Origin of the sequence: Streptomyces sp. NBC_00442, assembly GCF_036014195.1 — a bacterium.
GTDB lineage: Bacteria > Actinomycetota > Actinomycetes > Streptomycetales > Streptomycetaceae > Streptomyces.
The window spans coordinates 1-23286 of record NZ_CP107918.1; the positions used below are offsets into that span (position 1 = coordinate 1).

At 68.8% G+C, this 23286-nt stretch carries 21 protein-coding genes and 4 pseudogenes; 8 read left to right on the plus strand and 17 right to left on the minus strand.

All coding sequences use genetic code 11. The features are described from left to right. The 6 genes from OG432_RS00005 to OG432_RS00030 all read right to left on the minus strand — a co-directional run. The coding region (locus tag OG432_RS00005) for a DUF6791 domain-containing protein (RefSeq protein ID WP_328306359.1) at window positions 1-219 on the minus strand (219 nt) is incomplete at its 3' end. Then, on the minus strand, window positions 194-454 hold the full coding sequence (locus tag OG432_RS00010) for a multiubiquitin domain-containing protein (protein ID WP_328306362.1): 261 nt from the start codon (window positions 452-454) through the stop codon (window positions 194-196). The genes OG432_RS00005 and OG432_RS00010, both read right to left, overlap by 26 nt. Window positions 455-560: 106 nt before the next feature. Next, window positions 561-845, minus strand: a complete 285-nt coding sequence (locus OG432_RS00015) for a DUF3892 domain-containing protein (RefSeq protein ID WP_328306364.1) — start codon at window positions 843-845, stop codon at window positions 561-563. A gap of 156 nt (window positions 846-1001) precedes the next feature. Then, on the minus strand, window positions 1002-2027 hold the full coding sequence (locus tag OG432_RS00020) for an ImmA/IrrE family metallo-endopeptidase (protein ID WP_328306366.1): 1026 nt from the start codon (window positions 2025-2027) through the stop codon (window positions 1002-1004). A gap of 22 nt (window positions 2028-2049) precedes the next feature. Continuing rightward, a complete protein-coding gene (locus tag OG432_RS00025; RefSeq protein ID WP_328306368.1) occupies window positions 2050-2958 on the minus strand; it encodes a hypothetical protein in 909 nt (302 codons plus the stop codon). Between the two features lie 80 nt (window positions 2959-3038). After that, the gene (locus OG432_RS00030; protein WP_328306370.1) at window positions 3039-3992 is read right to left on the minus strand and encodes a hypothetical protein; all 954 of its coding nucleotides are present in this window, start codon (window positions 3990-3992) and stop codon (window positions 3039-3041) included. Between the two features lie 324 nt (window positions 3993-4316). Here OG432_RS00030 and OG432_RS00035 point away from each other — a divergent pair, with 324 nt between their 5' ends. After that, window positions 4317-6632 carry a DEAD/DEAH box helicase gene (locus OG432_RS00035; protein WP_328314944.1) on the plus strand — a complete coding sequence of 772 codons (2316 nt, stop codon included), beginning with the start codon at window positions 4317-4319 and terminating at the stop codon, window positions 6630-6632. 117 nt (window positions 6633-6749) lie between these two features. Here OG432_RS00035 and OG432_RS00040 read toward each other — a convergent pair whose 3' ends face one another. The 3 genes from OG432_RS00040 to OG432_RS00050 all read right to left on the minus strand — a co-directional run bounded on the left by OG432_RS00040 (window position 6750) and on the right by OG432_RS00050 (window position 10243). Beyond that, window positions 6750-7889, minus strand: a complete 1140-nt coding sequence (locus tag OG432_RS00040; protein WP_328306372.1) for a hypothetical protein — start codon at window positions 7887-7889, stop codon at window positions 6750-6752. A 66-nt stretch (window positions 7890-7955) separates the two neighbouring features. Continuing rightward, entirely contained in the window at window positions 7956-8687 is a 732-nt protein-coding gene (locus tag OG432_RS00045) for an ATP-binding protein (protein ID WP_328306374.1), read from the minus strand. Window positions 8688-8764: 77 nt separating this feature from the next. Next, window positions 8765-10243: a transposase family protein gene (locus tag OG432_RS00050; protein ID WP_328306376.1), complete on the minus strand. Its 1479-nt coding sequence runs from the start codon at window positions 10241-10243 to the stop codon at window positions 8765-8767. Window positions 10244-10518: 275 nt separating this feature from the next. On the opposite strand from OG432_RS00050, the pseudogene OG432_RS00055 reads away from it, so the two are divergent. Then, window positions 10519-11631 (plus strand): annotated as a pseudogene (locus OG432_RS00055) (DEAD/DEAH box helicase family protein); the annotation flags it as partial. A 55-nt stretch (window positions 11632-11686) separates the two neighbouring features. Here OG432_RS00055 and OG432_RS00060 read toward each other — a convergent pair. From OG432_RS00060 to OG432_RS00075, 4 genes are all read right to left on the minus strand, one after another. Next, on the minus strand, window positions 11687-12037 hold the full coding sequence (locus OG432_RS00060; RefSeq protein ID WP_328306379.1) for a hypothetical protein: 351 nt from the start codon (window positions 12035-12037) through the stop codon (window positions 11687-11689). 322 nt (window positions 12038-12359) lie between these two features. Further along, complete coding sequence (locus OG432_RS00065) at window positions 12360-13346, minus strand: hypothetical protein (RefSeq protein ID WP_328306381.1); 987 nt, start codon at window positions 13344-13346, stop codon at window positions 12360-12362. A gap of 75 nt (window positions 13347-13421) precedes the next feature. Next, window positions 13422-14681: a hypothetical protein gene (locus OG432_RS00070; protein ID WP_328306383.1), complete on the minus strand. Its 1260-nt coding sequence runs from the start codon at window positions 14679-14681 to the stop codon at window positions 13422-13424. A gap of 59 nt (window positions 14682-14740) precedes the next feature. After that, window positions 14741-15103 carry a chaplin family protein gene (locus OG432_RS00075; protein ID WP_328306385.1) on the minus strand — a complete coding sequence of 121 codons (363 nt, stop codon included), beginning with the start codon at window positions 15101-15103 and terminating at the stop codon, window positions 14741-14743. 236 nt (window positions 15104-15339) lie between these two features. Here OG432_RS00075 and OG432_RS34875 point away from each other — a divergent pair. Further along, window positions 15340-15639, plus strand: a pseudogene (locus tag OG432_RS34875) (ATP-dependent DNA ligase); the annotation flags it as partial. A gap of 10 nt (window positions 15640-15649) precedes the next feature. Here OG432_RS34875 and OG432_RS00080 read toward each other — a convergent pair. After that, window positions 15650-16909 (minus strand): annotated as a pseudogene (locus OG432_RS00080) (NF041680 family putative transposase); the annotation flags it as partial. Window positions 16910-17078: 169 nt separating this feature from the next. Between OG432_RS00080 and OG432_RS00085 the strand changes: the two are divergent. Then, window positions 17079-18074 carry a hypothetical protein gene (locus OG432_RS00085; protein WP_328306387.1) on the plus strand — a complete coding sequence of 332 codons (996 nt, stop codon included), beginning with the start codon at window positions 17079-17081 and terminating at the stop codon, window positions 18072-18074. A 29-nt stretch (window positions 18075-18103) separates the two neighbouring features. Further along, window positions 18104-18274, plus strand: a complete 171-nt coding sequence (locus OG432_RS00090) for a hypothetical protein (RefSeq protein WP_328306389.1) — start codon at window positions 18104-18106, stop codon at window positions 18272-18274. Window positions 18275-18387: 113 nt separating this feature from the next. Here the strand turns inward: OG432_RS00090 and OG432_RS00095 are convergent, their stop codons facing one another. Then, the gene (locus OG432_RS00095) at window positions 18388-18741 is read right to left on the minus strand and encodes an STAS domain-containing protein (RefSeq protein WP_328306391.1); all 354 of its coding nucleotides are present in this window, start codon (window positions 18739-18741) and stop codon (window positions 18388-18390) included. A gap of 546 nt (window positions 18742-19287) precedes the next feature. Here OG432_RS00095 and OG432_RS00100 point away from each other — a divergent pair. Continuing rightward, a complete protein-coding gene (locus OG432_RS00100; protein ID WP_328306393.1) occupies window positions 19288-19887 on the plus strand; it encodes a lytic polysaccharide monooxygenase auxiliary activity family 9 protein in 600 nt (199 codons plus the stop codon). A gap of 150 nt (window positions 19888-20037) precedes the next feature. Beyond that, window positions 20038-20829: a phytanoyl-CoA dioxygenase family protein gene (locus OG432_RS00105; protein WP_328306395.1), complete on the plus strand. Its 792-nt coding sequence runs from the start codon at window positions 20038-20040 to the stop codon at window positions 20827-20829. Between the two features lie 70 nt (window positions 20830-20899). Here the strand turns inward: OG432_RS00105 and OG432_RS00110 are convergent, their stop codons facing one another. Then, window positions 20900-22498: a phage minor capsid protein gene (locus OG432_RS00110; protein ID WP_328306397.1), complete on the minus strand. Its 1599-nt coding sequence runs from the start codon at window positions 22496-22498 to the stop codon at window positions 20900-20902. 110 nt (window positions 22499-22608) lie between these two features. Between OG432_RS00110 and OG432_RS00115 the strand changes: the two genes are divergently transcribed. Then, window positions 22609-22827 carry a hypothetical protein gene (locus OG432_RS00115; RefSeq protein ID WP_328306399.1) on the plus strand — a complete coding sequence of 73 codons (219 nt, stop codon included), beginning with the start codon at window positions 22609-22611 and terminating at the stop codon, window positions 22825-22827. A 10-nt stretch (window positions 22828-22837) separates the two neighbouring features. Here OG432_RS00115 and OG432_RS00120 read toward each other — a convergent pair. Continuing rightward, window positions 22838-23104 (minus strand): annotated as a pseudogene (locus tag OG432_RS00120) (GNAT family N-acetyltransferase); the annotation flags it as partial. Window positions 23105-23286: the final 182 nt, after the last annotated feature.

The window sequence follows — 23286 nt, forward strand, 5'->3', positions numbered from 1 at the left end:
GGTCGAGCCGCCGAACCAAATGCGGTGGTCGGTGTCGGAGACGATGCGGTCCCCCGTGACGGTTACGGGGTAGGTGAGGAAGCTGTACTCGACGGTGCGGTTCTCGGTGACGTACGGGATGCGCTGGACGACGAGGTGGCCGGCGCGGACGACGACGTCGTAGCCGTCGTCGAGGAGGCGGGACAGGTCCGTGTCACGAGCGAGAGGTCCGGTAGGCATCGAAGACCATCTCCTTCTTCACTCGGACGCTGTGGCCGGCGGTGAGGCTGCCCGTTCCGTGGCCTCCGTGGCCGCGGCTGTAGCGGACGGTGTAGGTGTCCTGCTCGTTCGGCTGCTGGCCGGGGTAGGCGAGGTCGACGACCTGCTCGTAGGTGATCTCCTTCGCCTCCCAGGTGTGGGGACGGGCGTTGACGATGATCGTGACGGACTTGTGCCCGTGGGTTTCCTGGGACATGGGGTCCTCCTGAAGTGGGGAGCGTGTGTTCAGAGTGGTGGGTGCCGGGGCGTCTGGCGCGCCGCCGTGTGGGCGGCGCGTCAGACGGCCGGTCGACGGTGGCGGGTCAGCGCCGGGGAAGGGCGAGGAGGTTGTTGGTCCATACGCCGTCGGCGTGGGTCCGCAGGTGCTTCTCGCCCCGGGCGGGCGTGACGACGGCGACCTCCGTGCGGTGTCCAGCCGCGTCGCTGGTGTAGGCCTTGCCGGATTTGTTCTCAATCCAGTCGACGATCTGCGCCCGGGTGCTGTTGCCGGTGTCGCCGGAGGTTTGGTTGGTCCACCACAGGTGGGTGATGTGCTCGTGCGTGGTGCCGCCGGCCGTCAGGCGCACCGCGGTGATCTGGATAGCCATGTTGCTGTTCCTGCCGTTCCTGCCGGCAACGCTCCAACGGGTTCCCGCGACCGGCGCCCGGGTTCCGTGAGCACCCTGGGTGGGGTGCTTCGCCTGGGACGGACGACGTAACTCGCGGGTAGCCGGGAGTACGTGGCGGGCGAGCCCTACGGGGTGTCAGGAGCAGTCGAGGCAGCGGCCGCTGTCCGTGGGGAACATGGCGGGCGGATGCACGATGAAGCATCCTGGGCAGGTGCGGCCGGGGGTGCGGAGCGGGCAGGCGCAGCGACCACAGTCGGGGCATCGGGGAACGCGGCAGCGCGGGCAGGCGGGTTCGAAGGAACGGTAGTGCTCGTCGCAGTTCGCGCAGTCGTAGTTGCGTGACTGGGGGCCGGTGTCGGGGGTGGGTGGGGTGAAGGCGCGCCAGGGGGCGGAGTCGGTGACGAGCACGGCGACGGTGTAGCCGCCCATGGGGGCGGTGTCAGTGTGCAGTTCGCGTCCAAGGATGCCGTCGCGGTAGCGGATCTGGGTTCGTCCTTGCGCGCGGCCGTAGCCGGTCAGGGCTCGGTCGATGACGGGGATGTCGCCTTGGAAGCTGCCGCGCCGCAGGGGTGGCAGGCCGTGGGAGGCGGCGAAAGCGAGGTGTCCGTCAGGGTCGAGGAGAAGAACGTGACCGGGGGCGGGGAGGTACTGGGCTGCTCGCACGCAGACGGCCATGCGGGAGGCGCTGCTCGACTCCCACAGGCGGGTGATCGCTGAGGCGGTGGGCCCTACGGCGTCCACGTGCTGCTCGACGAGGTGCGTGGGGATCAGGATCTGGGCGGCGAACGCGTCGCAGGCGGCGTCTTCGAGGAGGACGCCGCCGTCGGCTTCCCTGCTGAAGGGCTCCATGAGGTCGAAGCTGGTCTTCTGCAGGTGGTGACCGAGTTCGTGCAGGGCGGTGAAGTCCCGCCGTGCGTGGCTGGCGGAGGTGGCGATGGACAAGCGAGGTGGGGGGCCGTAGTCGTACGCTCCGGCAACGCTGCAGCCTGGTGCCGTCTCGTTCTCGGGAACGTCTTTGACTGTGAGCTCGGGCCAGATCCGCAATTCTGCGAGGGCGCCTTGTGTCAGGCGCTCGATGGCGCCGGGGCGGGCTGCGTCGAGTTCTGTGATTATGGCGGCGGCCTGGATCCGGGCGGCGCCGGCGAGCACGTAGTTGACCACCTCGGGCGTACCTCTCTCTTCTCTATTCGTCCAGGAGGAGTTCGAAGTAGCGGTCGGTGCGTGCAGTCCAGTTCGGCTGGGTGCGGTTTTCTTCGCGTGCCGCGAGCGCGTAGACACCGTAGGCGGCGCGCAGACGGGCGGCGTGTTCGGTTTCGCCGTACTGAGCGGCGAGCTTCTTGACCTGGCTGCGACGCAGGGGCCGGTTGAGTTCGTGTACGACGGTGGGCGGTAGGGCGGGGTTGGCGTCGAGGAAGTGGTCGGCGGGCTGGTCGTGGAGTGCGGCGAGCGTGGCGGCCTGTTCGGCGGAGAGGGGCTGCTGGCCCCTCCACACGTCCAGCGCCAGGGGTGGCGGCAGTTTCAGTTCGGCCGCGAGATGCTGGATGGTGATGTCGTGATCACGAAACACCTGAGAGAGGCCCCCCGACCCCTGCGGGGCCCACCGTGCCGAGGCGAGGACCTCCACGTGGTCGGTGAGGGTGGCACGGTACTCGCTGGCCGCCGCGGACAAGACGGTACCGCTCCCCCACTGGGCGCCGGTCACGGTGTCTGCGATCGTCCGGGGAGTGAGGGCGCCGGGGCGGCTGGTCAGTTCGCTGACCTGCCGGTCCAGCACACACCACGGCACGTCGGTCTCCAGGCCCCACCAAAGTGCAAGTGGCTGCTCCAAAGTGGTCGCCTGGGCGGGCAGGAGCAGCGTGTCGGCGTCGGCGTACCGTTCGAAGGAGACCGGGACGGCACGCACGGTGTCATCGGCACCAGTGGTAGTGATCAGAAGCAGTTGGACGGTGCCTTCCCACACCGCACGCCAGATGTGGCCGGGGCAGGGGTCCTGGGGTGGTGCGGTGGCCACCTGGTAGACGGCGTCGGGCACCCTCAGGCCCGCCGCGGCGGCTACCAGCCTCTGGTAGGCAGTGGTGTGGACAGAGCTCATGCTGTCTCCCCCGTCTCCTCGGCTGCGGTCCATCAGCGCATTCTCTTCTCACTGGGTCCAGACGACGTAACTGGGGCCGTTCACGACGCAGCCTCTTCGCAACGCCTCAGTAGCGCGGCCATCACTGCCTGCAGGTCGCTGTCCAACGACAGGGCATCGCGGAGCATGGTCTTGAGGTTGGACAGGACAAGCACTGCGTGGCCCTGCCGGATCTCCAGCAGCTGCGCCGCGTGATGCGCGTCCTTGTCGAGGTAGGGAAGCAGCAGGCGCTCGTTGGGTGAGAGTCGCTGCCAGATGTCCTCGGCGATCCCCTCCGTCCCGGTCGGGTCCGGCGCGGTAGTGGCCGCATGCTGCTCGACGATGGCGGCGACGGTCCCCTCATCGGCGAACAGCCGGGTCACGCGGGCCGGTGCCAAGAGCTCGAAGCGGGACTCGAGAACCTTTGCGAGGTCTTCCTCCCTTACCGCTCCCTGTGCGTGCTGCAGCACGCAGAGCAGGATGGTTTTGAGGGCGTGCACGGTCTGCTTGGGCGTTGGGCCGGAATGGTTCCAGCGGGTGATGCCGACGCCTCTGACGTGCGCGGCATGGGCGATGAGATCGTCGAGGTCCCCCTGCCAGAGGGCTTCTTCGGGGTGGTCGGCCAGCGCCCAACGCGGCGGGGAGCCGTTGCTCTTGCGGTAGGCCGTGTCCTCGCCCATCAGCCGGGCGATACGGCGCCGCAGTTTGCCGCGGGGGGTCTTCTTCGCTTCGTCGATGAGGTAGTTCTTAATGGAGGTGAGAAGTACGCGTTCCAGGGATTCCTGGTCTGCCGTAAGCGTGAAGCAGCGGGTCACGAACTTCTGCCCCTTGGCGGTCACCATCGCCAAAACCACCTCATAAGCAGCTTCGTTGCCCCACTGTGCGTAGCCCTCAGGCGGTGGAAATCCGTAGGCACGACGCACCTGATGCACCAGCCGCCACAACAGATCGAACGTGGCCGGCCCGAAGCCGCCGGTCTGCAGCTCCTCGTACGCACCACCTGTCACGAGCCCCACCCCGATCCATGCTCCCCACCAGACGTCTGTGGCCGTGGGGTTTCGAGCCCGCATGCACCAGCATCCGCGGACGCATGCGACACACGCATATCCCCTCACTTCGTGGCAGGACCTGACCAGTAGAAACCCAGGCGGTCTTGGCGACGGCGTCGTCAATGCCTTGTATCCGGACGCCCGAGAGGGGCTGTGGGCCGGATCGCTGTTGGCCCTGGTGGGGCATCGTTCGTACGCTACGAGCCGGCAGGCAGGGAAGCCAGTTCGCGCAGGTGAATGGGGGCGTAGGTGCAGGGCGGGCCAGTACTGCGGGCGCATCAGGTCGAGGCGGTGGACGCGGCGGCGCGCGCCTTGGCAGGCACCCCGCCGGCCAGCGGAGGTCTGCGGGCCACGGTGGTCTCGGCGTGCGGGACGGGAAAGACGTTCATGGGAGCGCACATCTCCTTGCGGGTGGCGCGCACAGGTGGCGTGCTGGTGTTGGTACCGACGCTGGATCTGCTGGTGCAGACGGTCGCCGCCTGGCGGAAGGCGGGCCGGGTGGGACCGATGGTGGCGGTCTGCTCGCTGCGGGCGGACGCGGAGCTGGATGCCGCCGGGGTGCGCTGCACTACTGACGCGAGGCTCCTGTCGGCGTGGGCTGGCAGGAAGGGGCGGGTGACGGTGTTCGCCACCTACGCGTCGCTGCCGGTGCTCACCGAGGCTCACGCCTCGGGGCTTCGGCGGTGGGACTTGGTGGTGGTGGACGAGGCGCACCGCACGTCGGGCCCGTGGGGCAAGCCGTGGGCCGCGGTCCATGACGATGCCGTGCTGCCGGCGGACCGCCGGCTGTATCTGACGGCGACGCCGCGGGTGGCCGATCCCTGGGCCGCGGTGGACGACGGGGATGACGAGGCCGCAAGCGGGCCGGCACTGATGGCCTCGATGGACGACGAGACGACGTTCGGCCCGGTGGTGTACCGGCTGACGCTGGCCGAAGCCATCGCCCGCGGGCTGCTGGCCCGCTACCAGATCATCGTGATGGAGATCCGCGACCAGGCCCTGGCGCCGGGGGCGGCGGGTGAGGAGCGCGCGGAGGTGGATGTGGCCGCGGCGCGGCTGGAAGCGCTGACCACAGCCGTACTCAAAGCCGCGGCCGCCCATCAGCTCGACCGTGTGATGACGTTCCATCACCGCGTCGCGGACACCCGCGCGTTTGCCGAGGCATCGCCGGGCGCCTCCCGTCAGCTCTGGGCCGTGGATCCGGCGATCTATCCGCGTCGGGTGTGGTCCGGCTGGCTGCACGGCGACCATGGCATGGCTCACCGGCGCGACGTGTTGGCCCAGTTCGCCCGCGGCTGGGGCGCGGACGGGGTGGTGGTGGAACGCTGCGTGCTCTCCAGTGCCCGGGTGCTGGCTGAGGGGGTGGACATCCCCGAGGTGGACGCGGTGGTCTTCGCCGACCCCAGGGAGTCGATCGTCGACACCGTCCAGACGGTCGGACGCGCGCTGCGGCAGGGGCCCAGCGGTGACAAGGTCGCCTCCCTGGTGGTGCCGGTCTTCCTGTCCCCCGACGAGCGCTGCGAGGACTGGCTGGCATCCGGCTCGTATCTGCCGCTGGTCAAGGTCCTGGCCGCGCTCGCCGCCCACGACACTGACGTGATCGACCGGCTCGCCGCCTGGCCCGGCGGGGACGACACGGGCGCGGCCCCACTGGCCAAGGGGCCGTTGCTGTTCGCCACCGACCGCCATCCCGCTGACATCGCGGAGTTCGTCAGGCTGCGGGTGATCAACGTAGAGCGCCGCGGGTGGCTGCGCGGCTGGACGGCCGCCCGCCGCTTTCACGCGACCCGCGGCCACCTGAACGTCCCCTACCTCTGCAAGGACGGGGCATTTCCGCTGGGCCAGTGGATCGCCGAGCAGCGCAAGGCCAACAAGACCGGCCGCCTGCCTGCCGTACGCATCGACGCGCTGACCAGGCTGGGCATGGTGTGGAGCCACCCCGACCATGTATTCAGCGCTGGGCTGTCGATGGCCCGCGCCTACCATGCCGTCCACGGCCACCTCGCGGCCGGGCACGACGCCGTCATGGACGGCTATCCGGTCGGAACGTGGCTGGCCAACCGGCGCCGGGAGGCACGCCTTGCCGTCGGCAGCAAGGGCGCGTTGTCCAACACGCGCAAGACGGCGTTGGCCGACGTGGACCCGTGCTGGTGCCCCGCGTGGCCGCTGGTGTGGCAGCGCCGTTTCACACTCCTCAAGCGGTACCTCGCCGCGGGAGGACCGGTAGAGATAGCGGAAATCGAGCCGGGTCACATGATTGCCGGAGAAGACGTCGGTGCCTGGCTGGCCCACCAGCGCAGCAACTGGGACACCCTCCACGAGGAACAGCGCCGGCTGCTGGCTGAGCTCAGCGTGACGCCCAGTGGTGGCGGCATCCAGAGCGCGCCGCGTCTCGCTCCAGACCACAAGTTCGCGCGGAACCTCGCCGCTGCGGCCAGCTACGCCCGGCGCGAAGGACACCTGAACGTCCCCCGCCAGCATGTGGAGATCACCGGCGGTACCGAGATCAAACTCGGGATATGGATCGCCAACCAGCGCTCCCGCCGAGCGAGACTGCACCCGCAGCGCATCGACGCGCTCAACGCTCTCGACATGCGCTGGAACTGAAGCCGGCAGCCGGGCCCACCGCAGCGCCGCGCGCACACCCTTCCGTCCACGCGCGCTCGGCGGCTCCCGCAGCCTCGGCCCAGGGCAAGCAGTTCACGCGGGTTCCGCGTGGCCTGGTCATGATGTGCTGGCCTGGGGCTTGTTGACAGGCCGTACACGCAGACGCGGACGCCGGGTGTGCTGGGGGGCCTCTGCGTCGATGCCTGACTCTGTCAGCTCGCGGTAGAACCACTCGATCCCGCGAGCAGGAACGGTGCCGCGCTCCTGGTCAGCGCTGGGCTGGGGTGGGCGCAGCCGGGCCTCTTCGGCGAGCCGAAGCAGGCCGGAGTGCTCCTCGGGACGAATAAGCAGGGGTGTGCCGGGTGCGGGGGTGAGGCGGGTGAAGCGGGCAGCGGCGTGCAGGAAGACGGTCGACCAGGAAGGAACGAGGTGCGTGGCGCAGCCGTCGGTCTGCCCGAGGGGGTCGTGCAAGGCCAGGGTGGAGGTTTCCTCGCGCCAGTCCGCCAGGCGCGCGGTGCCCAGTTGCTGCCCAGCGGCGCCGGTGAAGACCCCTACCGCCAGCGCGGCAGCGAGACGGGGGTGTGCGGTGGCGCCGTGGATGCGGCGGATGATCTCCGCGGTGGTCTGTGACGAGCACGGCCGCGGTCGGGGCCGGTAGCGCCATCTGATCGGCGGTGGGAGGCATCCGATGCAGTGGTCCTCACCGTCCCATTCCGCCAGCCGCTGAAGCGCCGGCACGGTGATCCAGCGGCCGGCAGCCCGCGGCGACACGGCGGGGCGGTCCGGGCCAGGAGCGGCCGCCCCGGCGAGGAGGTCGCCGGCGGCCGAAGCCTGGACGAGCGTGTGGGGCACGTCGGTGAGAGCGTCGCGCAGGGCAGCGGTCGGACGGGAGCGGTGGCACACCAGGACCAGGTGCGCTCCGGTGAACGCCCGCAGGTCGAGCAGGCGTTGCAGGCGGATTCGGGTGAGCAGGTGAGCACGAAGGATCGTCAGGCGTTCTACGGGAAGCGCCGCTAGCCAGGCTGTGGCGGCCTCCCACACCGGGGCGCGCGCATCTGGGAAGCCCGGGAGGTGCGCGGGTTTGCCCAGCGCCACCAGGAGGTCGTGGGCGAAGTAGCGGTCGCTGGTCGTACCCGGCGTGGGGTGGACGGTGACACAGCCGGCCGCCGGGTCGTGCCCGGCGAGCGCCGCACGGGTCACAGCAGCGTCGTCACTGGGGTCGAGCAGGACGGTGACATCAGGGAATGTGTTGTTCACAGGTCTCCGGCGTCGTTTCGTCGGCGCCAGGGTGCGGCGGGCAGATGCGGACGGGTCCGGAAGTACTCACGGCCGGGTGCGGCGGCCGAGCTTGCTGAAGACCCAGCGCAGCAGGTCCCGGTTGACCTCGAGATCCGGGGTGGCATCCAGGGCCCGCCCCAAGTGGTAGGTGATCTTGGCCCAGGTGCGGAAGACGCCATGGGCGGCCACGTCATCGCAGTACAGCAGGTCATCGCCATCCACGCCGTGCCACACCGGGTGGTAGGCGGGGATCGTGGTCAGGACCTCCTCGCGGGTCAGCGGACGAAACTCCTGCCAGATGTGCACCCGGGAGGCCAGCATGTCCTTGCGGCTCAGCACGTCGTAGGTGTTGCCGCCGCCGACGAAGACCACCGCGATATCGGTGTACAGGTCGTCGAACAGGTGCCGGAAGTACTCGAAGGACTCCTCCCGCAGCCACTGCGCCTCATCACAGACCAGCACGCGGAACTGTTCGGCCAGCACGTCTTTCAGCAGGGTGTCGAACGCGGTCGGCTGCCTGGGCGGGCTGCCCGGCAGTTCAAGCACGTTGAACAGGTTGTGTCGGATGTCCAGCACGGTGGGCCGGCCTCGGAACTCAATCCGGCGCGTCGCGCCCGGCGCCAGCTCCCGCAGCGAGGCGTTGACCGACATCGTCTTGCCCAGCCCCGCCGCCCCGTAGACACACATCATCCCGCGCGCGGCGATCACCTCCCCGAGATTGGCCAGCGTCTCCTTCAACGCCGATGTGCCCATCACGTGCGCGTCGGGCAGCGACAAGTAGTGGTCCTTGCGCGGCGACGGGAGCGGGCCGCGTCGCGGGCGGGCCGGCAAGGGGCGAGCGGCAGGTATGGCATTCATCGCGGCGTAAGGATGCTCTCGTCTTCGTCTTCGGGGCGGGGAGCAGTCGGCTTGACCGTGTCCGGTGCAGTCCAGGACGCGGGCATCTGGGCGGACAGCGGCAGGTAGCCGGGCAGCGCCACCTCGGTAAGGTCCGCGGCGGCAGCCGCGCGCAGATGTACCTCGGCCTCCATCTCGGTGACGGTACCGAGCACCTCGGCCGGTGTGCCGCGGGTAGCCGCCGCGTAGCGAGTGCCCCGGTCCTTCTCCGCCGCCGTAAGCAGCCGCTTGAGCCGGTCGGCCTCCCTGGCGCGGGACCGCTTCATCTCCCGGATCTGCTCCGCACTCGCCCGGTTCGACAGGTACGCCGACCCCAGATGCCGGCCCGTCACTGCGTCGTAGACCTCGATCTCGTGCTCGTGGTGCAGCATGTAACGCAGCCGCACCTTCCGCCCGGCCTGCCCGGTCATCCAGGCATCGACGTAGTGGCGATTGCGCCAGCGCACCCCCTTGCCGGTAAGAGTGCGCGCCCGGCCGTCGTCCTCGAGGGTGAACATGTGCAGCGCGCCCGGCTCAGCGTCCTCGATGGGAGTCAGATCTGCTTCCCACGCCGCCTGCGGGGTCCTGCCGGCCAGCGAGCGGAGGTCGTGCTCGGTGTTCCACCAGGCCACCCACTGCCCCAGCAGCTCAACGAACGCCTCCAGCGGCAGCAGCCGCTGCCCGGCGGACGGCTTCCTGCCGCCCTTCAAACGCGGAGCTGCGGTGTAACCAGGCAGCTGAGCGAAGAACATCTGCTTCGCGGCTTTGTTCAACGCCTCCACCGTGCCCTTCAGATGCGGGCTGTAGGCGGGAAGGTCGATGACCGGGACTGCGAACGCGCCCAACGCCTCACCCACCGCCCTCGACAGGAAGTCCTTCCCCCGGTCGACCCGTACCGCCCCCGGCAGGCCACCGAACGGGCCGTGCTCCCCTTCACGGGATATCGCGTCCCTGAGCGCGACCAGGACCGACTCCCGACTCGGGACCTGCGCGGTCACCGCGAACCCGCAGATCACCCGCGTCGCACAGTCGATGAACCAGGTCACCCACGGACGCCCCGGACGGCCATCGATATCAACGTCCACCTTCACCTGGACGTGATCGCTCTCCCACACCTCGTTGCGATGCCCCACCGGGCGCTGAAGGAACACGTCATGGGCCCGGCGGGCGCTCTCCCCACCCCTGAGCCCGGCCCACTGGCCCGGCGGAACATCCCTCGTTATGGCCCGGTACAACGTCGCGAGCGACGGCGCCTGCGCCCCTCCCCCGGCCTCCACGGTGACCAGCTCCCGGTGGAGCGCAGCCGCGTTCCCACGATGGAACGCCAACAGCTTCAACACCCCCGGCGTGACAACAAACCGCTCGCGTACCGCGGGGCCGAAACGATCCTCCGCGCGAGCCGCGGTAAGCCAGCGGCGGACCGTCCGCTCCGACGTCCCAAGCGTCTGCGCCACCATCCGCCTATGCGCCGGTGTCAACTCACCCCGACTCTCCAGGGCCAGCAGCCTGCGTACCGCCACCGGACGCAACACACCCACATCCGCCACAGACTCAACAGACCCCACCCGGCACCCCCGACACACAGTCCGGGCACACCGAACCCCTAAACGATCAAAAAAACCCTACCCCACTTGGAACCCTCAGCTCACTGACCAGCCAATCCTCACCCAGTGACCAGCCGACCCCCACTCCCCGTCCAACCGACACACCCATCAGCAACACACAACACCCCATGAGAACAACCAAGTTGGCCAAGTACACAAAACGATCACTGGACAACAAAACGAGAAACTACCCGGTCAGACCACCGAGATCCCCCAACCAGCGGTCCGCGTTTAGGAAGTGGGTGGGATTCCCTGCAAGGTCATCCGTGCCCCCGCAGGGTGCCCGGGGCACGATCGTGTCAGCGACCGGTTCGGGCAAGACGATCACGGCCGCCGCGTGCGCGCTGGAGAGCTTCGCAGACGGCCGGATCCTCGTGACCGTGCCGACCCTGGACCTGCTCGCGCAGACCGCCCAGGCGTGGCGGGCGGTGGGCCACCGGGCGCCGATGGTCGCGGTGTGCTCGCTGGAGAACGACGCCGTCCTCAACTCGCTCGGGGTGCGCACCACCACCAACCCGATCCAGCTCGCCCTGTGGGCCGGACACGGGCCCGTAGTCGTGTTCGCCACGTACGCCTCACTCGTGGACCGCGAGGACATCGACGCCGAGGGCCAGCGGAAGGTTCGCGGGCCGCTGGAGGCCGCTCTGGCGGGCGGAGAGCGCCTCTACGGACAGCGCATGGACCGGTTCGACCTCGCCATCGTGGATGAGGCCCACGGAACCGCTGGTGATCTTGGCCGTCCGTGGGCGGCGATCCACGACAACGCCCGTATCCCGGCGGACTTCCGGCTCTACCTGACCGCCACACCGCGCATCCTCGCCGCAGCCCGCCCGCAGAAGAGCGAGGACGGGCAGGAGGCAGAGATCGCGACCATGGCCGACGCCCCGGACGGCACCTACGGCGCGTGGCTCACGGAGCTCGGGCTGTCGGAGGCGATCGAACGCGAGATCCTCGCGGGGTTCGAGATCGACGTCCTGGAGATCCGTGATCCCTCGCCCGTTCTCGGGGAGTCTGAGGAGGCGCGGCGGGGACGGCGCCTGGCCCTGTTGCAGACCGCCCTGTTGGAGCACGCCGCCGCGTACAACCTCCGTACGGTCATGACGTTCCACCAGAAGGTCGAAGAGGCCCGCGCGTTCGCTGACAAGCTCCCCGAGACCGCAGCCGCGCTGTACGCCAACGACGCCTCCGACGCCGACCTGGCCGCCGCCGACAACCTCCCCGCATCGTCCATCGACATCGATGTGCCTTCTCCCTTGTGCACCTTGCCCGAGCACGCAGGCGGAGGCAATCAGCGGGTCAGAAGGTGTTGAAGATGACGGAGCGGAACTTCACGTCGGGGGGGCTAGTGAGCCCCTTCTTGATGACTGTGGCGGTGCCGAGGCACTCGAGGTCGGTGTAGACGGTGGCGACGTTGTCGGTGGCGTTCCTTCCGCTCCAGGCGCCGCTGTGGTCCTCGGGCTTGTCCACACCGAGAAGGTCGATGCACTTGTGGCTTGCCGGGTTGTTCTCGGTGTCGGTCTCCGTCCTGCCCTGTTCGTTGGTGAACGTGTAGCTGAACTTGCCGGTGGCGGCGTCGGCCGAGGTGGGCAGGGTGACGATGAGGGCCAGAGCGCCGAGGGCGGCACCGACCGTGTGACGAAGACGCACGTGTACTCCTACAGGCACTGAAGGGGATGTGGAACGTGAGCGCCGGGGTCTGGGGCCTCCCCCCTCAGACTCACCTGACCAGCACCAAAAACCTCTCACCGCCTGGCAGAAGTCACCCATAGGACGGGCGAAGAACCGATACCCCTATCCGCCATGCGAGGGACACCCAAACCATCCGCCCCACCGCCGGCCCGGGAGCAGCACTGCCCCTCCTTCACGCAGCGACGGCAGTGGGGGCAGGAGGCGACACTGTTAAGGAGCAAGCTCAATGGCCGGACGTGGGCCAAGAGGACTCTTGCCTGTTCGGGTTCTGCGGTGACCGTCAACGGGCGGGAGTGCGCGTGGCGGGAAGCGCGGGCGGGGCGGCTGGGTGGTGGGAGGGGGGCAGGAGGCTGCTGTGGTGTTGTTCGAGGAGGCGCTCGTGGGCGGGGGTGAAATAGGTGCGCCAGGCGCCCACCGCCAGGGGCCCGGTGCCGGGGTTGGTGGCGGTAGTGGTGGAGGGGGCGGGCCAGGCCGGTAGGGGGTCAGAGTCGGTGATGGCCGCGTGCAGGCGGGCCAGGGCCTGGTCGCGTGCCGCGGTGGTGCCGCCGAGGGCTGGGCCGGCGAGGTCTTCGTGGGTGATCACGCAGACGGCGGGGTGGTGGAGCAGCCAGCTGCTGCGGCGTGCCTCGTCCATGCCGGGAAAGTTGGGGTCGCTCAAGGCGAGGGTGATCTTGGCGTCCAAGGTGGGCAGAGCAGCCAGGATGCTGTGATAAACGAGGTGTTCGGGCATCGACCCCACAGCGTCGACGGGCCGCGAGAGCAGATGGATCTGGTCGATGATGCGGTCGCGGAGATCGCGGTGGTGGAAGACGATCCGTGGGTGCCCGCCGCTCTGCCAGTGGCGCAGGAAGTCGGCGTCGGCGCGGGCCAGGTCCAGCCCGGTCAGGTACCAGCAGCCCCGGCCCGGCAGTAGCCCGTAGAGGTCCTGCGACGGGATCCGGGCGAGACGGGCTTCGAGAGCCGGTTCGATCGGGGAGGCGTGGGTGACGGGCTGGCCCAGGCGCATCCACCACACCCGCCACAGGGCGCTGACCGCCTCCTGGAACGCCTCCTGCAAGGCGTGTCCTTTGAACTTGAGCAGGCGCACCGCTTCGTGTTGGCCGTAGCCGGCCAGCAGTACGGGGTAGGTCTCGCCGGGGGCGGGCTGCTCCTCCTCGAGCGGGCTGCCGCTCATTGTGCCGTACGAGGTGAAGCCGAGGGCGCTGGTGGCCTGGTTCAGCAGCTGGGTGCCGCTGCCGCGCAGTGAGACGACGATGACCTGGGGCACGAGGGGTCTCCGGGGAACTTAATAGGGCGCCCCCTGGTGCCTGCTCGGTGCGGTGGGCTGCCGGGACGAATGGGATCAGCGGGTTGGTACGGGGTGGGAGTGCGGCTGTGCGGGCATCCGGGTCGCCGGGGTGCGGGACGTTAGGAGGAGGTCTTCGTAGGTGTGGTGGCGGCGGGCGGTGACCCGCTCGTGCAGCAGGGCTGCAGCGCGGGCCGGGTCGCCGGCGTCGATCAGGGCGCGGGCGAGGGTGTCCTGGACGATCTCCCGCTCCACCCGCACCCCGCCCAGAGCTTCGACCTGCCCACCCAGCCCGGCCAACAGCTTCACCGCCCGGCCTGGGCGCCCGGCGGTCACCCAGGCCAGGGCCTGCACCACGGGGGCCAGCACGTCGCGGAACTCCGGGCGCTCGTCCGCGCCGGCGCGGCCGGCCAAGGCCTCCAGGTCGTCGGTGGCGGCCTCGCAGGCCAAGGCCAGGGCCAGGTTGAAGGTGTGGAAGACCTCCGCCATCCCGCCCGGGGCCGCCAGCAGCTCCCGCACGTGGGTCAGGTCGCTGAGGCGGGCGGGCGCCTGGCCGGCCAGCAGCAGCCGCCAGTTCGTCGCCGCCTGCATCCCCACATCGGCCCGGGTCAGCACCTCATCCGCCCGCCGCCGGGCGTCCGCGAAGTCTCCGCAGCTCAGCGACTGCAGGGCCGCATGCCAGTTCAAGTGTCGGAACTGCACGGCCTGCGGATCGCCCGCGAGCCACCCATCGAGGAAAGCGATGGCAGCCGTCCCGGCACCCTGCTCGTGCTCGGCATGCGTGCGGGCATGCGCGGCAACCCCCGAACGGGGGTACAGGCCCAGGGTGTGCTCGGCCAACTGGTGGGCGTCCTCGGTGCGGCCTTGCTCCACCCGCGTCCACGCCTTCCACCCCGCCCACGGCCAACTCTCCGGCCCGGCCAGCGCGTACTGCTCCTCCACCAGCGCATCCCCGCGCTGCCGGTAGCCCGGTCCGGTGCAAGCAGAGAAGGCGCCCAGCATCAGAGCAGCCGCCTCATCACCGGGCCACTGCGCGAAATGGGCCAGCAGGTGCTCGGCCGCCAGCGGGTACTGCCGGTGGGTGTACAGGAAAATCCCGTATACCACACTCGCCTCCCGCGCCCCGGCCGCCTGCGCCGCCTCGAACGCAGCCACCAGCTCGACCTTCAACGCCTCGTCACTCATGCCGCCACTGGTCTGCAAGACCAGCAACGCCCGCGCTACACCGCACTCAGGCTGCTCGGCCTGCCAGGACCGCAGCAGGGGAAGCGCCCGACCGGACAACGCCGCCACCTCCCGCACCACCAGCCGCTCCATCACTCGCCCCCCCTATTCCCCTCCCTCACCGCGTGAGATCACTCAGGCATCGTCGGTCACTAGGAGGGCCCAGGGCCACCACCCCCATTATTTTGTACATTGCCTCCGCCTCCGCCTTCGTCACCGTCGGCGTCGCACACGATGCCGCTGTTGCCGCAGTGGTTGCGGGGCAGCGACACCGGCAGCCGCAGCGCGCTCCCGCTGACCGCTCCGGGGCTCGCGACCGTGGCACCGCTGGCCAGAGCTCCGCCCACGTTGGCGCAGCTGTTGCCGAACGTCGCGTTCCCGACCGAGATGACACCGGCCTGCGCGGCACCGGCCGGAATCAGCCCGGCGCCGACCGCCGCACCCACCGCACCCACCCGAAGAGCCGTGCGCGCCGCCCGACGCGAACCCTCACCCCGGCCCGCTGTATTGGTCATTGCATCCACCGTGCACCTCCTAAGATCCAAACGGCACACCGCAGACGCCTGCCTGGTGCGCCCTGAGGGTGCGCCCTGAGGAAGACCTGTCCCCCCGACAACGACGTCCTCCCTGCCGAGACACGGCCACCGCATGTGTGGCACCGCGGGGATGCTGCGACTCGCAGGACCAGGCTTACGGAGTGAACCCTTTCTGCGGCGGGGAACAGTCCGGTCCGCTCGGGAAGGTGTAGGGCATGCAGCTTTTTGATCTTCCTGTCCCATTGGCTCTGTGCCGGCCTGTCGCGCAGGTGCGGGGTGGAGAGGGTCTGAGCCTGGAGCCGAAATTCGACGGCTGGCGCTGCCAGGTCCTGGCACGCGAGGGCCGGCTGTGGAGTCGGCACGGCACCGAGCTGACCGGGCCGTTCGCCGATGTGGCCGAGGCGGCCCGGTCCCTGCCCGCGTGTGTGTTGGACGCGGAGCTCGTCGCGGTCCTGGACAGCGGGGAGGTGGCGTTCTCCCGGCTGCAGTCCCGCTCCGGACGCGGGCCCCGGCGAGGAGAGGACTTCACTGTCCACCTGGCCGTGTTCGATCTCCTGGCCGTGGGGGACACCGACTGGGTCGTTTGGCGGTTTTGCCCACTTCCTGGTGGGTGGCGGGATGGCGGTTCTTGGAGCCGGGTGAGCGTCCGGGGCCGGGCCGGCTGGGTTTGGGCACCCGGGCCGGGCAGGGCAAGTGGGGTCGCAGGTGCCGAAACCCGCGCCGGACCCGAGTGGGTGTGAGTACCGTGTCGGGGCGGGTGGTCTTCTCCCAGGGCTTGCGCACGTCTGTCGTCAGCGGGGCTGCGAGGCGGAGTTGGGTGTGCGCGACGATGACGATCCAGGTCCAGCGGTCCGCCGCCTGCGGGTCACGCATGCGGGGACGGGCCCAGCCCAGTGACTGTTTGAACAGGCGAAATGTGTGTTCAAGGTCGAATCGGCGCAGGTAACTGGACCAGATGAAGTCGACGTCGTCCGGGGTGGCGCCGGTTGTGGAGGACCACAGCCATACCGGAGGTGCGTCGCGGTGGCGTGGCAGGTGATCGACTTTGAGGCGGATCAGGGTGCCCTCGATGACGGGGAGTTCGCTGCTGTGGTCGATCCAGGCGGACCGCTGCTGGAGCCGGGGATGGAGGCGGTCCCACGCTCGGGCTTCGGCTTTTCCGTAACGAGGCGTGTCGTTCACCGTGACGACCACGGGCTGCGGCCAGGTCTGCGGGTCGGCGAGCCGGAACTCCTTGCCGTGCCTCGGTGGCCGACCACCTCTTGGGTCGTGCACGTGCGGGGGTTTCGGCAGCCGCAGGTTGCGGTCGGAGCGCAGGCGGCCGACCAGTTCCACGGGCAGGTCCCGCAGCAGATAGGCGAGGCGCATGACGTCGTAGCCGGCGTCCATCACGATCAGCATGTCCCGGTCGCCCGGCTGCCACTGACGTGTCGTGATGAGGCGTTCGGTCACATGCCGGAGCTGCCTGGCGGTGACGGCTGCGGTGTCGTCTGCGGGGCCGAGCCGGACGACGTCCAGTACCTGGGTCCAGGAGGTGCGGTCCGGGGTGAGCGCGGCGACGAAGGAGTACGGCCAGCCCGGGATGATCTGCGCCGCCGCTTTCGAACGGCCGTGGACGTGGCAGAAGAGCCGTTCCGGTGCACACGCGGCTTCCGAGCGCAGCCACGGGGAAGCGTCCACGGTGAGCACGAGCCGCCCGCCGAACCGGGGCAACGGTAGCGATGCCAGCAGGTCCTGTAGCTGGTCGGTGTCCAGGCGCCCGTAGTTGAGGGCACCGTACAGCGAGCGACTGCGCAGATATTTCCAGCCAGTGAGTACCTACGTGGCCGGAACATGCCTGTCGACCGGAACTTGATGATCATTACGCTGGGTCGACGGATGGTGCCGTTCTGTGCACCGCTGTTGGCCTGCGTGACCGCAGGTGTCACACGTCGGTACAGAGAGGCTGAACGTCATGACCGAGTCTGGAACGCTGGAGTCGCCGCCAGATGTCTCGTGCAGTTTCAAGGCCGTGGGGCTTCCCGCACGGCGGGACGGTTCTCTTCACGCGAAGCCCGGCGATACGGTCGAGTTCCTCCTGACCGTCACCAACGACTCGACCACCGAGCAGCCTCAACTGCTCCTCGCCGTGGGTGGTAACACCTCTTACGAGGATCCCACTGATTTTACCGTTAATGGAGAGAAGAGGGAGGAACTCGCGCCCGGCACGTTCGGGGCGGGGAACCGCGTAAATTACGGCATCCCCTACACCACCGGCGCGCCGCTGGCGCCCGGTGAGACAATCACGATCCGCTTCTCCCGGCGAATCTCCACCACGCCGAAGGAGCGTGCCATCTGCCATGTTGGTGTTCGCAGCATCAACACCTCGGTCCTCACCAGGATTCTTGTCCAAAGCGTGATCGACACGCACTACGCGGGGCTGGATCTCGCTCTGACGGGCCCGGGTACCGCCGCCGCTGGTGAACAGGCAGCCCTCCGCCTTGACATCACCAACACCGATTCGCTGAACACGGACAACGATCACACCGAGGGCCAGAGCTTGAGGGTGGTCGTTTTCGCCGACTCCCGCATTACCGGGGTCAGCGGGGAGATCCCGAACGAAGGCACGAAGACGGAGGTCAAGCGGGCCGCTCTTCGCAAGCTCAAGGTGCCCGGGGCCTGGTCGAGCACTGCGGGCCTCAAGAAGCTGGCCGTCGGCGCAACCCACAGCGTGGACATCACTCTGACTGTGACGACGGAGCCTTCCCTGTTGGCCGGCACGTCACCGGCCATCATTGAAGTGTGGATCGGCAATTTCGACAAGGTGGGGGTGTGGGAGTTGCTGGGTTCGAAGGCGACCCGGGACGGCCTCGTGAAGATGCAGCAGGCGAACCCGGAGCAGTTTTGGTCCACGCAGTACCAGCTAGCCGTCCCTGCCCCTTCCTCGGTGCAGGACGTCCCTCAACCCTGACTGAGGAAGGCTCCTCCGGGACCGAGACAGTGCTGGGACATCGCAGGGAGGTGGCCGGGGCGCTGCACTTGGAAGGCGCCGGCTGTCGGCGCGGCGCGCGACAACCTCGTCTTGATGTCCTGGTCCTGGTCTGGCGGGCGGTCGCCCTGGTCGTGACCACCCAGACCCTGTTCGGACGCCCGGTCTACTTGCAGCAGTAGGCCGGGCGTCCGGCTCCGCGTCGTCCTGCCCCTGCAAGGCTTATACCGAATATCAGCTTGATCCTGAACGTCTTAATGATCGTCATGGACCTTAAGGATCAAGCTGACGGACCTCAGGATCCGCCGCCGGCCGCTTCGGCCTCTGCGACGGTCCCGTACGCCCGAAGAACGTCGCTCAGCCCAGTGATGCTCAACATCCGCCGGAGACTCGCCGCCACACACGCCAACACGACGACGACGCCCGTCGCGTGCGCCTCCCGCCATACCGCCATCAGCACATTCAACCCGGCGGAATCACAGAACGACATCGCGGACAAGTCCAGCACCACACGGCGCTGACCCTGCGCGATCTCCGCGAGGAGGCGGGCACGGAAAAACGGTGAGCTCTCATAGTCCATCTCGCCGCCGACCCGCACGACTCGGCAGTTCCCTAACGCACTCGAGTCAACTGAGGGCTCCACGGCCACACTCTCCCCACCGCCGCCTCAAGGGGAGACGCCACCAATTGTGACAATCAGCCTACCGAGCTCACCCGCCCCACACGGCGCGCCTCCGACCAGCCGCGTGTGACGACACGAGAACTGAGCTGTTCCTTAAGGCCCCGAAGATCGTTCGGGCCTTAAGGAACAGCTCAGCTTGTTCCATAAGGATTCACCCGGACGTCTGTGAGCCGGGGGCGGGGCCCCCGGGCGCCCCTGCCCTCGCCTTGATGGGGGCGGGCGTCACGCCTTCGGTGGTTTCCATGGGCGTCCGAGGGGTTTTGTCACATGGGCCGACACGGGAGAGGTGCGGCCGGAGTGCCCAAACCTCCTTCCCGAACGGTTGGCCATCTTGATCGGAGGATGCCTGGCGCCGGACACGGCATTACCCACTACCACCGGCTGAACGATCTTGTCCCAGGGTTCGGGGTTCTGCCTGTCCGTGATCACATACCACGCGATGATCCATCTGCACAGTCGGCGCCCACGCACGGGAGCCGCCTTGACCTGGCCGAGGCGCAGAGGGAGAAGTCAATGGCGATCACGATCAAGGGACGCGGCTCCGGGGGCGACGCGGTGATGGCCCCCCGATCGCGCAGCGTCCTGGCCATCCAAGACGGGACGGTGAAGGCGACCGCGCTGGAGGCGGGCAAGTTCTTCCCGCAGACCACCGGCGGCCATTCCGACCCCGCCTTCCACGAGGACACCCCGAACAGCGCTCCGCCGGCCGACGGGAAGATCGCCAGCGCAGGAAACCCCGGCGCAGCCCAACTCGACCGGACGGACATCGAGTGGGCCAAGCACCAGGTGGTCTCGGGGGAGGTCCTGGACGTCACCTGGTCCTTCACCGTGCTCCGCACGGTCCGCCGGTTCAACTACTTCCTGACCAACGCCGACTGGGACCCCACCCTGCCCCTGGCCCGCTCCCAGTTCGAGGACAAGCCCTTCTATACCGTTGAGAACACCCAGCGCCCTTTCTGGAACTACCAGAGTGAACTCGCCGCGCAGTCCCCGACGACGCACAGCATCCCCCTGCCGCAGCGCACGGACTATCAGGTGCTCCTGGCGGTCTGCGAGATCGCCGACACCGGCACCGCCCTGTACCAGGTCATCGACCTGAGCTTCGACAGCTGAGTTGAGCTTGATCCTTAAGGCCCCAGTGATCGTCGTAGACCTTAAGGATCAAGCTCAGAGATGGGGCGAAAAGGGTAGTAGTGGACACCCGGCAAAGGCGGTGCTGAAAATGCCGGGTGATCGGAGCCGGTGTCGCTGCACGATGGGGGCATGGATGACACGACCTTGGTATCCCGTTTCCTACGCGACGGTTTCGTGAAGTTGGAGGGCGCTGTCGCGCCGCGCGTGGCCGCGGACTGTGCGCGGCTGCTGTGGCGGGAGACGGGTTGCGACCCGGACGAGCCGTCGACGTGGACGCAGCCCGTGCACTGGGTGGCCGGCATGGCGCAGGGGCCGTTCGCCGCCGCACCCAACTCCCCGTCCCTGCACCGCGCGTACGACCTGCTCGTCGGCGCGGGACGCTGGGAGCCGCGCTACTCGCTGGGCACGTTCCCGCTGCGCTTCCCGCACGAGGAGGAGCCGGACGACGCGGGCTGGCACATCGAGGGGAGCTATCTGCCGGAAGGCGAGAGCTGGTACTTCACCAATCTGCGCTCCCAGGGCCGGGCGCTGCTGATGCTGTTCCTGTTCAGCGAGGTCGGTGAACAGGACGCCCCGACCCGGATCCGGGTCGGCTCGCACCTCGACGTGCCGAAGGTGCTGGAGGAGTACGGGGAGGACGGGGCGAGCGGGCTGGCCCTCGCGCCCGATCTGGTGGCGGCGTCCGACCACCGGCCAATCGCCCTCGCCACCGGGTCCCCGGGCGACGTCTTCCTGTGCCATCCGTTCCTGGTGCACTCGGCGCAGCCGCACCATGGGGTGCGGCCCCGCTTCATGGCCCAGCCGCCGCTGATGCCGGCCGCGCCGTGCGAACTGGAGCGGGCCGACGGCGCCTACTCGCCCGTGGAGATCGCGATCCGCCGGGGCCTGGGACACGACACCCCGGTCCCCAGCCTTCACTGAGAAACACTCAACCTTCCCTGCGAGAGATCAGCTCACACCTGACAGCCTCATCTCCGAGCTGGCCCGAGAGTTACCCATGGGGAAACAGGCGGGCGAGCAGGTCGCGGCGGTGGGCTTCGACGGCGAGTTCGCCGAGAGTGTCCGGTCCGACGCCGCGGGCGCGCGCGGCGAGGTCGGCGTCGGACAGGCCGACCAGATCGGGGCGCACGCCCGGTAGGCGGGTGGCGAGGTCGCGCCGGTCCATCTCCGTCATGATCCGCAACCCGTCGGCGTCGTCGAGGTGCGTGAAGACGCGCGCGAGTTCGCTGTCGGAAAACGAGGTGAGGTCGGCGGCGAGGCGTCCGCCGGGGCGGACGCGGGCGAGCAGGTCGTCGCGGTCGCGCCGGTCGGCCTCGACCTCGATGCGGGCGCGGTCGCGCTCGTCGAGGACCCCCGTCCGCATGGCGTCGGCGAGCTGCTGGTCGCTCATCTCGCGCGGCGTGCGGGCATCGCCGGAACGGATGCGTGCGGCCTCGGTGAACTCGCCCGGTGCCGGCGCAGTGTTGCGGGGGAGGTTCGAGGCTCCCGGCTGCTCGCGGTGGCGCAGCCGGCGCAAGTCGGGGTGGGCGGTGAGGTGGTCGCGCATGGCACCCTGCCACTGGCGCACCTTCGCCCGTGCGGCCTGCTGAGCTTCGGGGGTGACGGCGGCGGGTTCGCGGGCCTTGTGCTTGCGGATGTTCCGCTCGATCTCGCGCTGTCGCTGCCCGGCCTCGTAGCCGGCGGGATCGCTCTCGGCGGCCCCGGTGCGGGTGACGCCTGGGGTGTAACTACGCGTTCTGTGTCGGCAGTTGGGGTGTTGCAGTCCGGCACGCCTTGCCTCGTCGAGCGATCCGGCGATCTGTACGGGGATCATGCGGCCGTCGTCGGTGGCGTGCTCAACCTCGACCGTGCGCGCCCCGTCCGGGCCGCTGATGCTCAATACCTTGCCCTCCCACGCGCGGCACAGCGGGCACTCGCGCGGGGCGTTGGACACGACGACCATGTCGATACCGGCCGTCGTCAGGGTGCGCATGTGGGCCTCGGTGGCTGCGCGTCCGACGCTGGTCCGTATGGCCATCTCGGCGTAGCTGATGAGCTGCCAACGGCAGCCGGCGCGGTCGCTGAATGCCCGTAGACCGGTGTCGGCGAAGCGGCGCATCGCGTCTTGGGTGGCTTGGCGACGGGTGCCGGTGCCGAGGAGAGGCGTTGCGGTGACCTCGGCGACGATGGCGCGGTACTGGTCGGGGACGGCTCGCAGGATGCTGCGGTGTGTCGCGGTGAGGCGGTCGACGGTCTCTTGTGCGAGGCGGTCGACGGCCTGTGCGTTGGGGGTCACGTCGTCGACCAGGGCGCGAGCGTCGTCGGACAGGGCGCCGAGTTCAGCGACCGCGGCCCGGTGGCCGGTGTTGTACGCCTCGCTTACCGCGTCGAACACGTCGAGGGTGACGGCCTTGCCGAGTTCGTCGACAACGGCCTGCGAGGCGCGGCGGACCTGCTGAACCGCGGAGAGTTTCCGCGTGGCCCACCCGTGGGCTTCGAGGCCGTCGGCGAGCTGCCGGGCGATGATGCCCAACAGTCGCCGCTCGGCTTCCTCGTACAGGTCGCGGGTCCGCTCGGCGAGCGGTTCGACCTTGCCCGGGTGGATCGGCATGCCCCTCCCCTCTTTCCCTTGCGGTCAATTGAGTCGAGGAGGAGTCTCGTGAATCGTGTTGAGCGCGACAACGCGAGTCTGTGACGATCACGAGCAAGGGAGACTGGGCCATGAAGATGTGGGATCACAAGTTCGTCATGATCTACTCGCGTGATAATTCTGGTCGGGAGGGGCGCATGGAGGAAAGAGCACAAGAGATGCTCGACGACCACAGCAATGATGGATGGGAACTTGTTAGCCATGCCGCGCATGACTACTACCACGTTGGCATGCATGACACGCGAATTATGTGGTCATTTGCATTCAAGCGGCCCCGGGAAAACGGCTGAGGGGCCCCTCGTCTGCGTCGCGCCGATCGAGGTTGATCGAGCCGATCATCGCCCCGTCGATATCGATCACGAAGACGCCAGGGCGTCGACCGGGTATCTCTGGGACCGCGCGTTCGAGCTCATCGCGCGGTTGAGGGCCGCCGAGGTAGGTGCGGACCTCTGATGAGGCGAACAGCTCGATGAATGCCGCACGGTCCCGAGCCTCGGAATCGCGGAGCACGAGCCGTTCGGTGCGTATCGGGGTAAGTGGCCAGGCGACGGCTCCAAGCTCAGTCATGGCAGGCAACCTATCGAACGGCCGCCGAACAGTACGCGCCCTAGAAGAGCGTTTTGTCCTGCCAGGGGTGTTTGGTAGGGCGGTGGTTCGAGCGGTCCGCGGTCGCTCTCCAGAACGGTTCCGTAGGGTTCAATCTGGGTATGGGGAATGCTTTGCGGGACAGGCGCTCGGTTGAGGCGCAG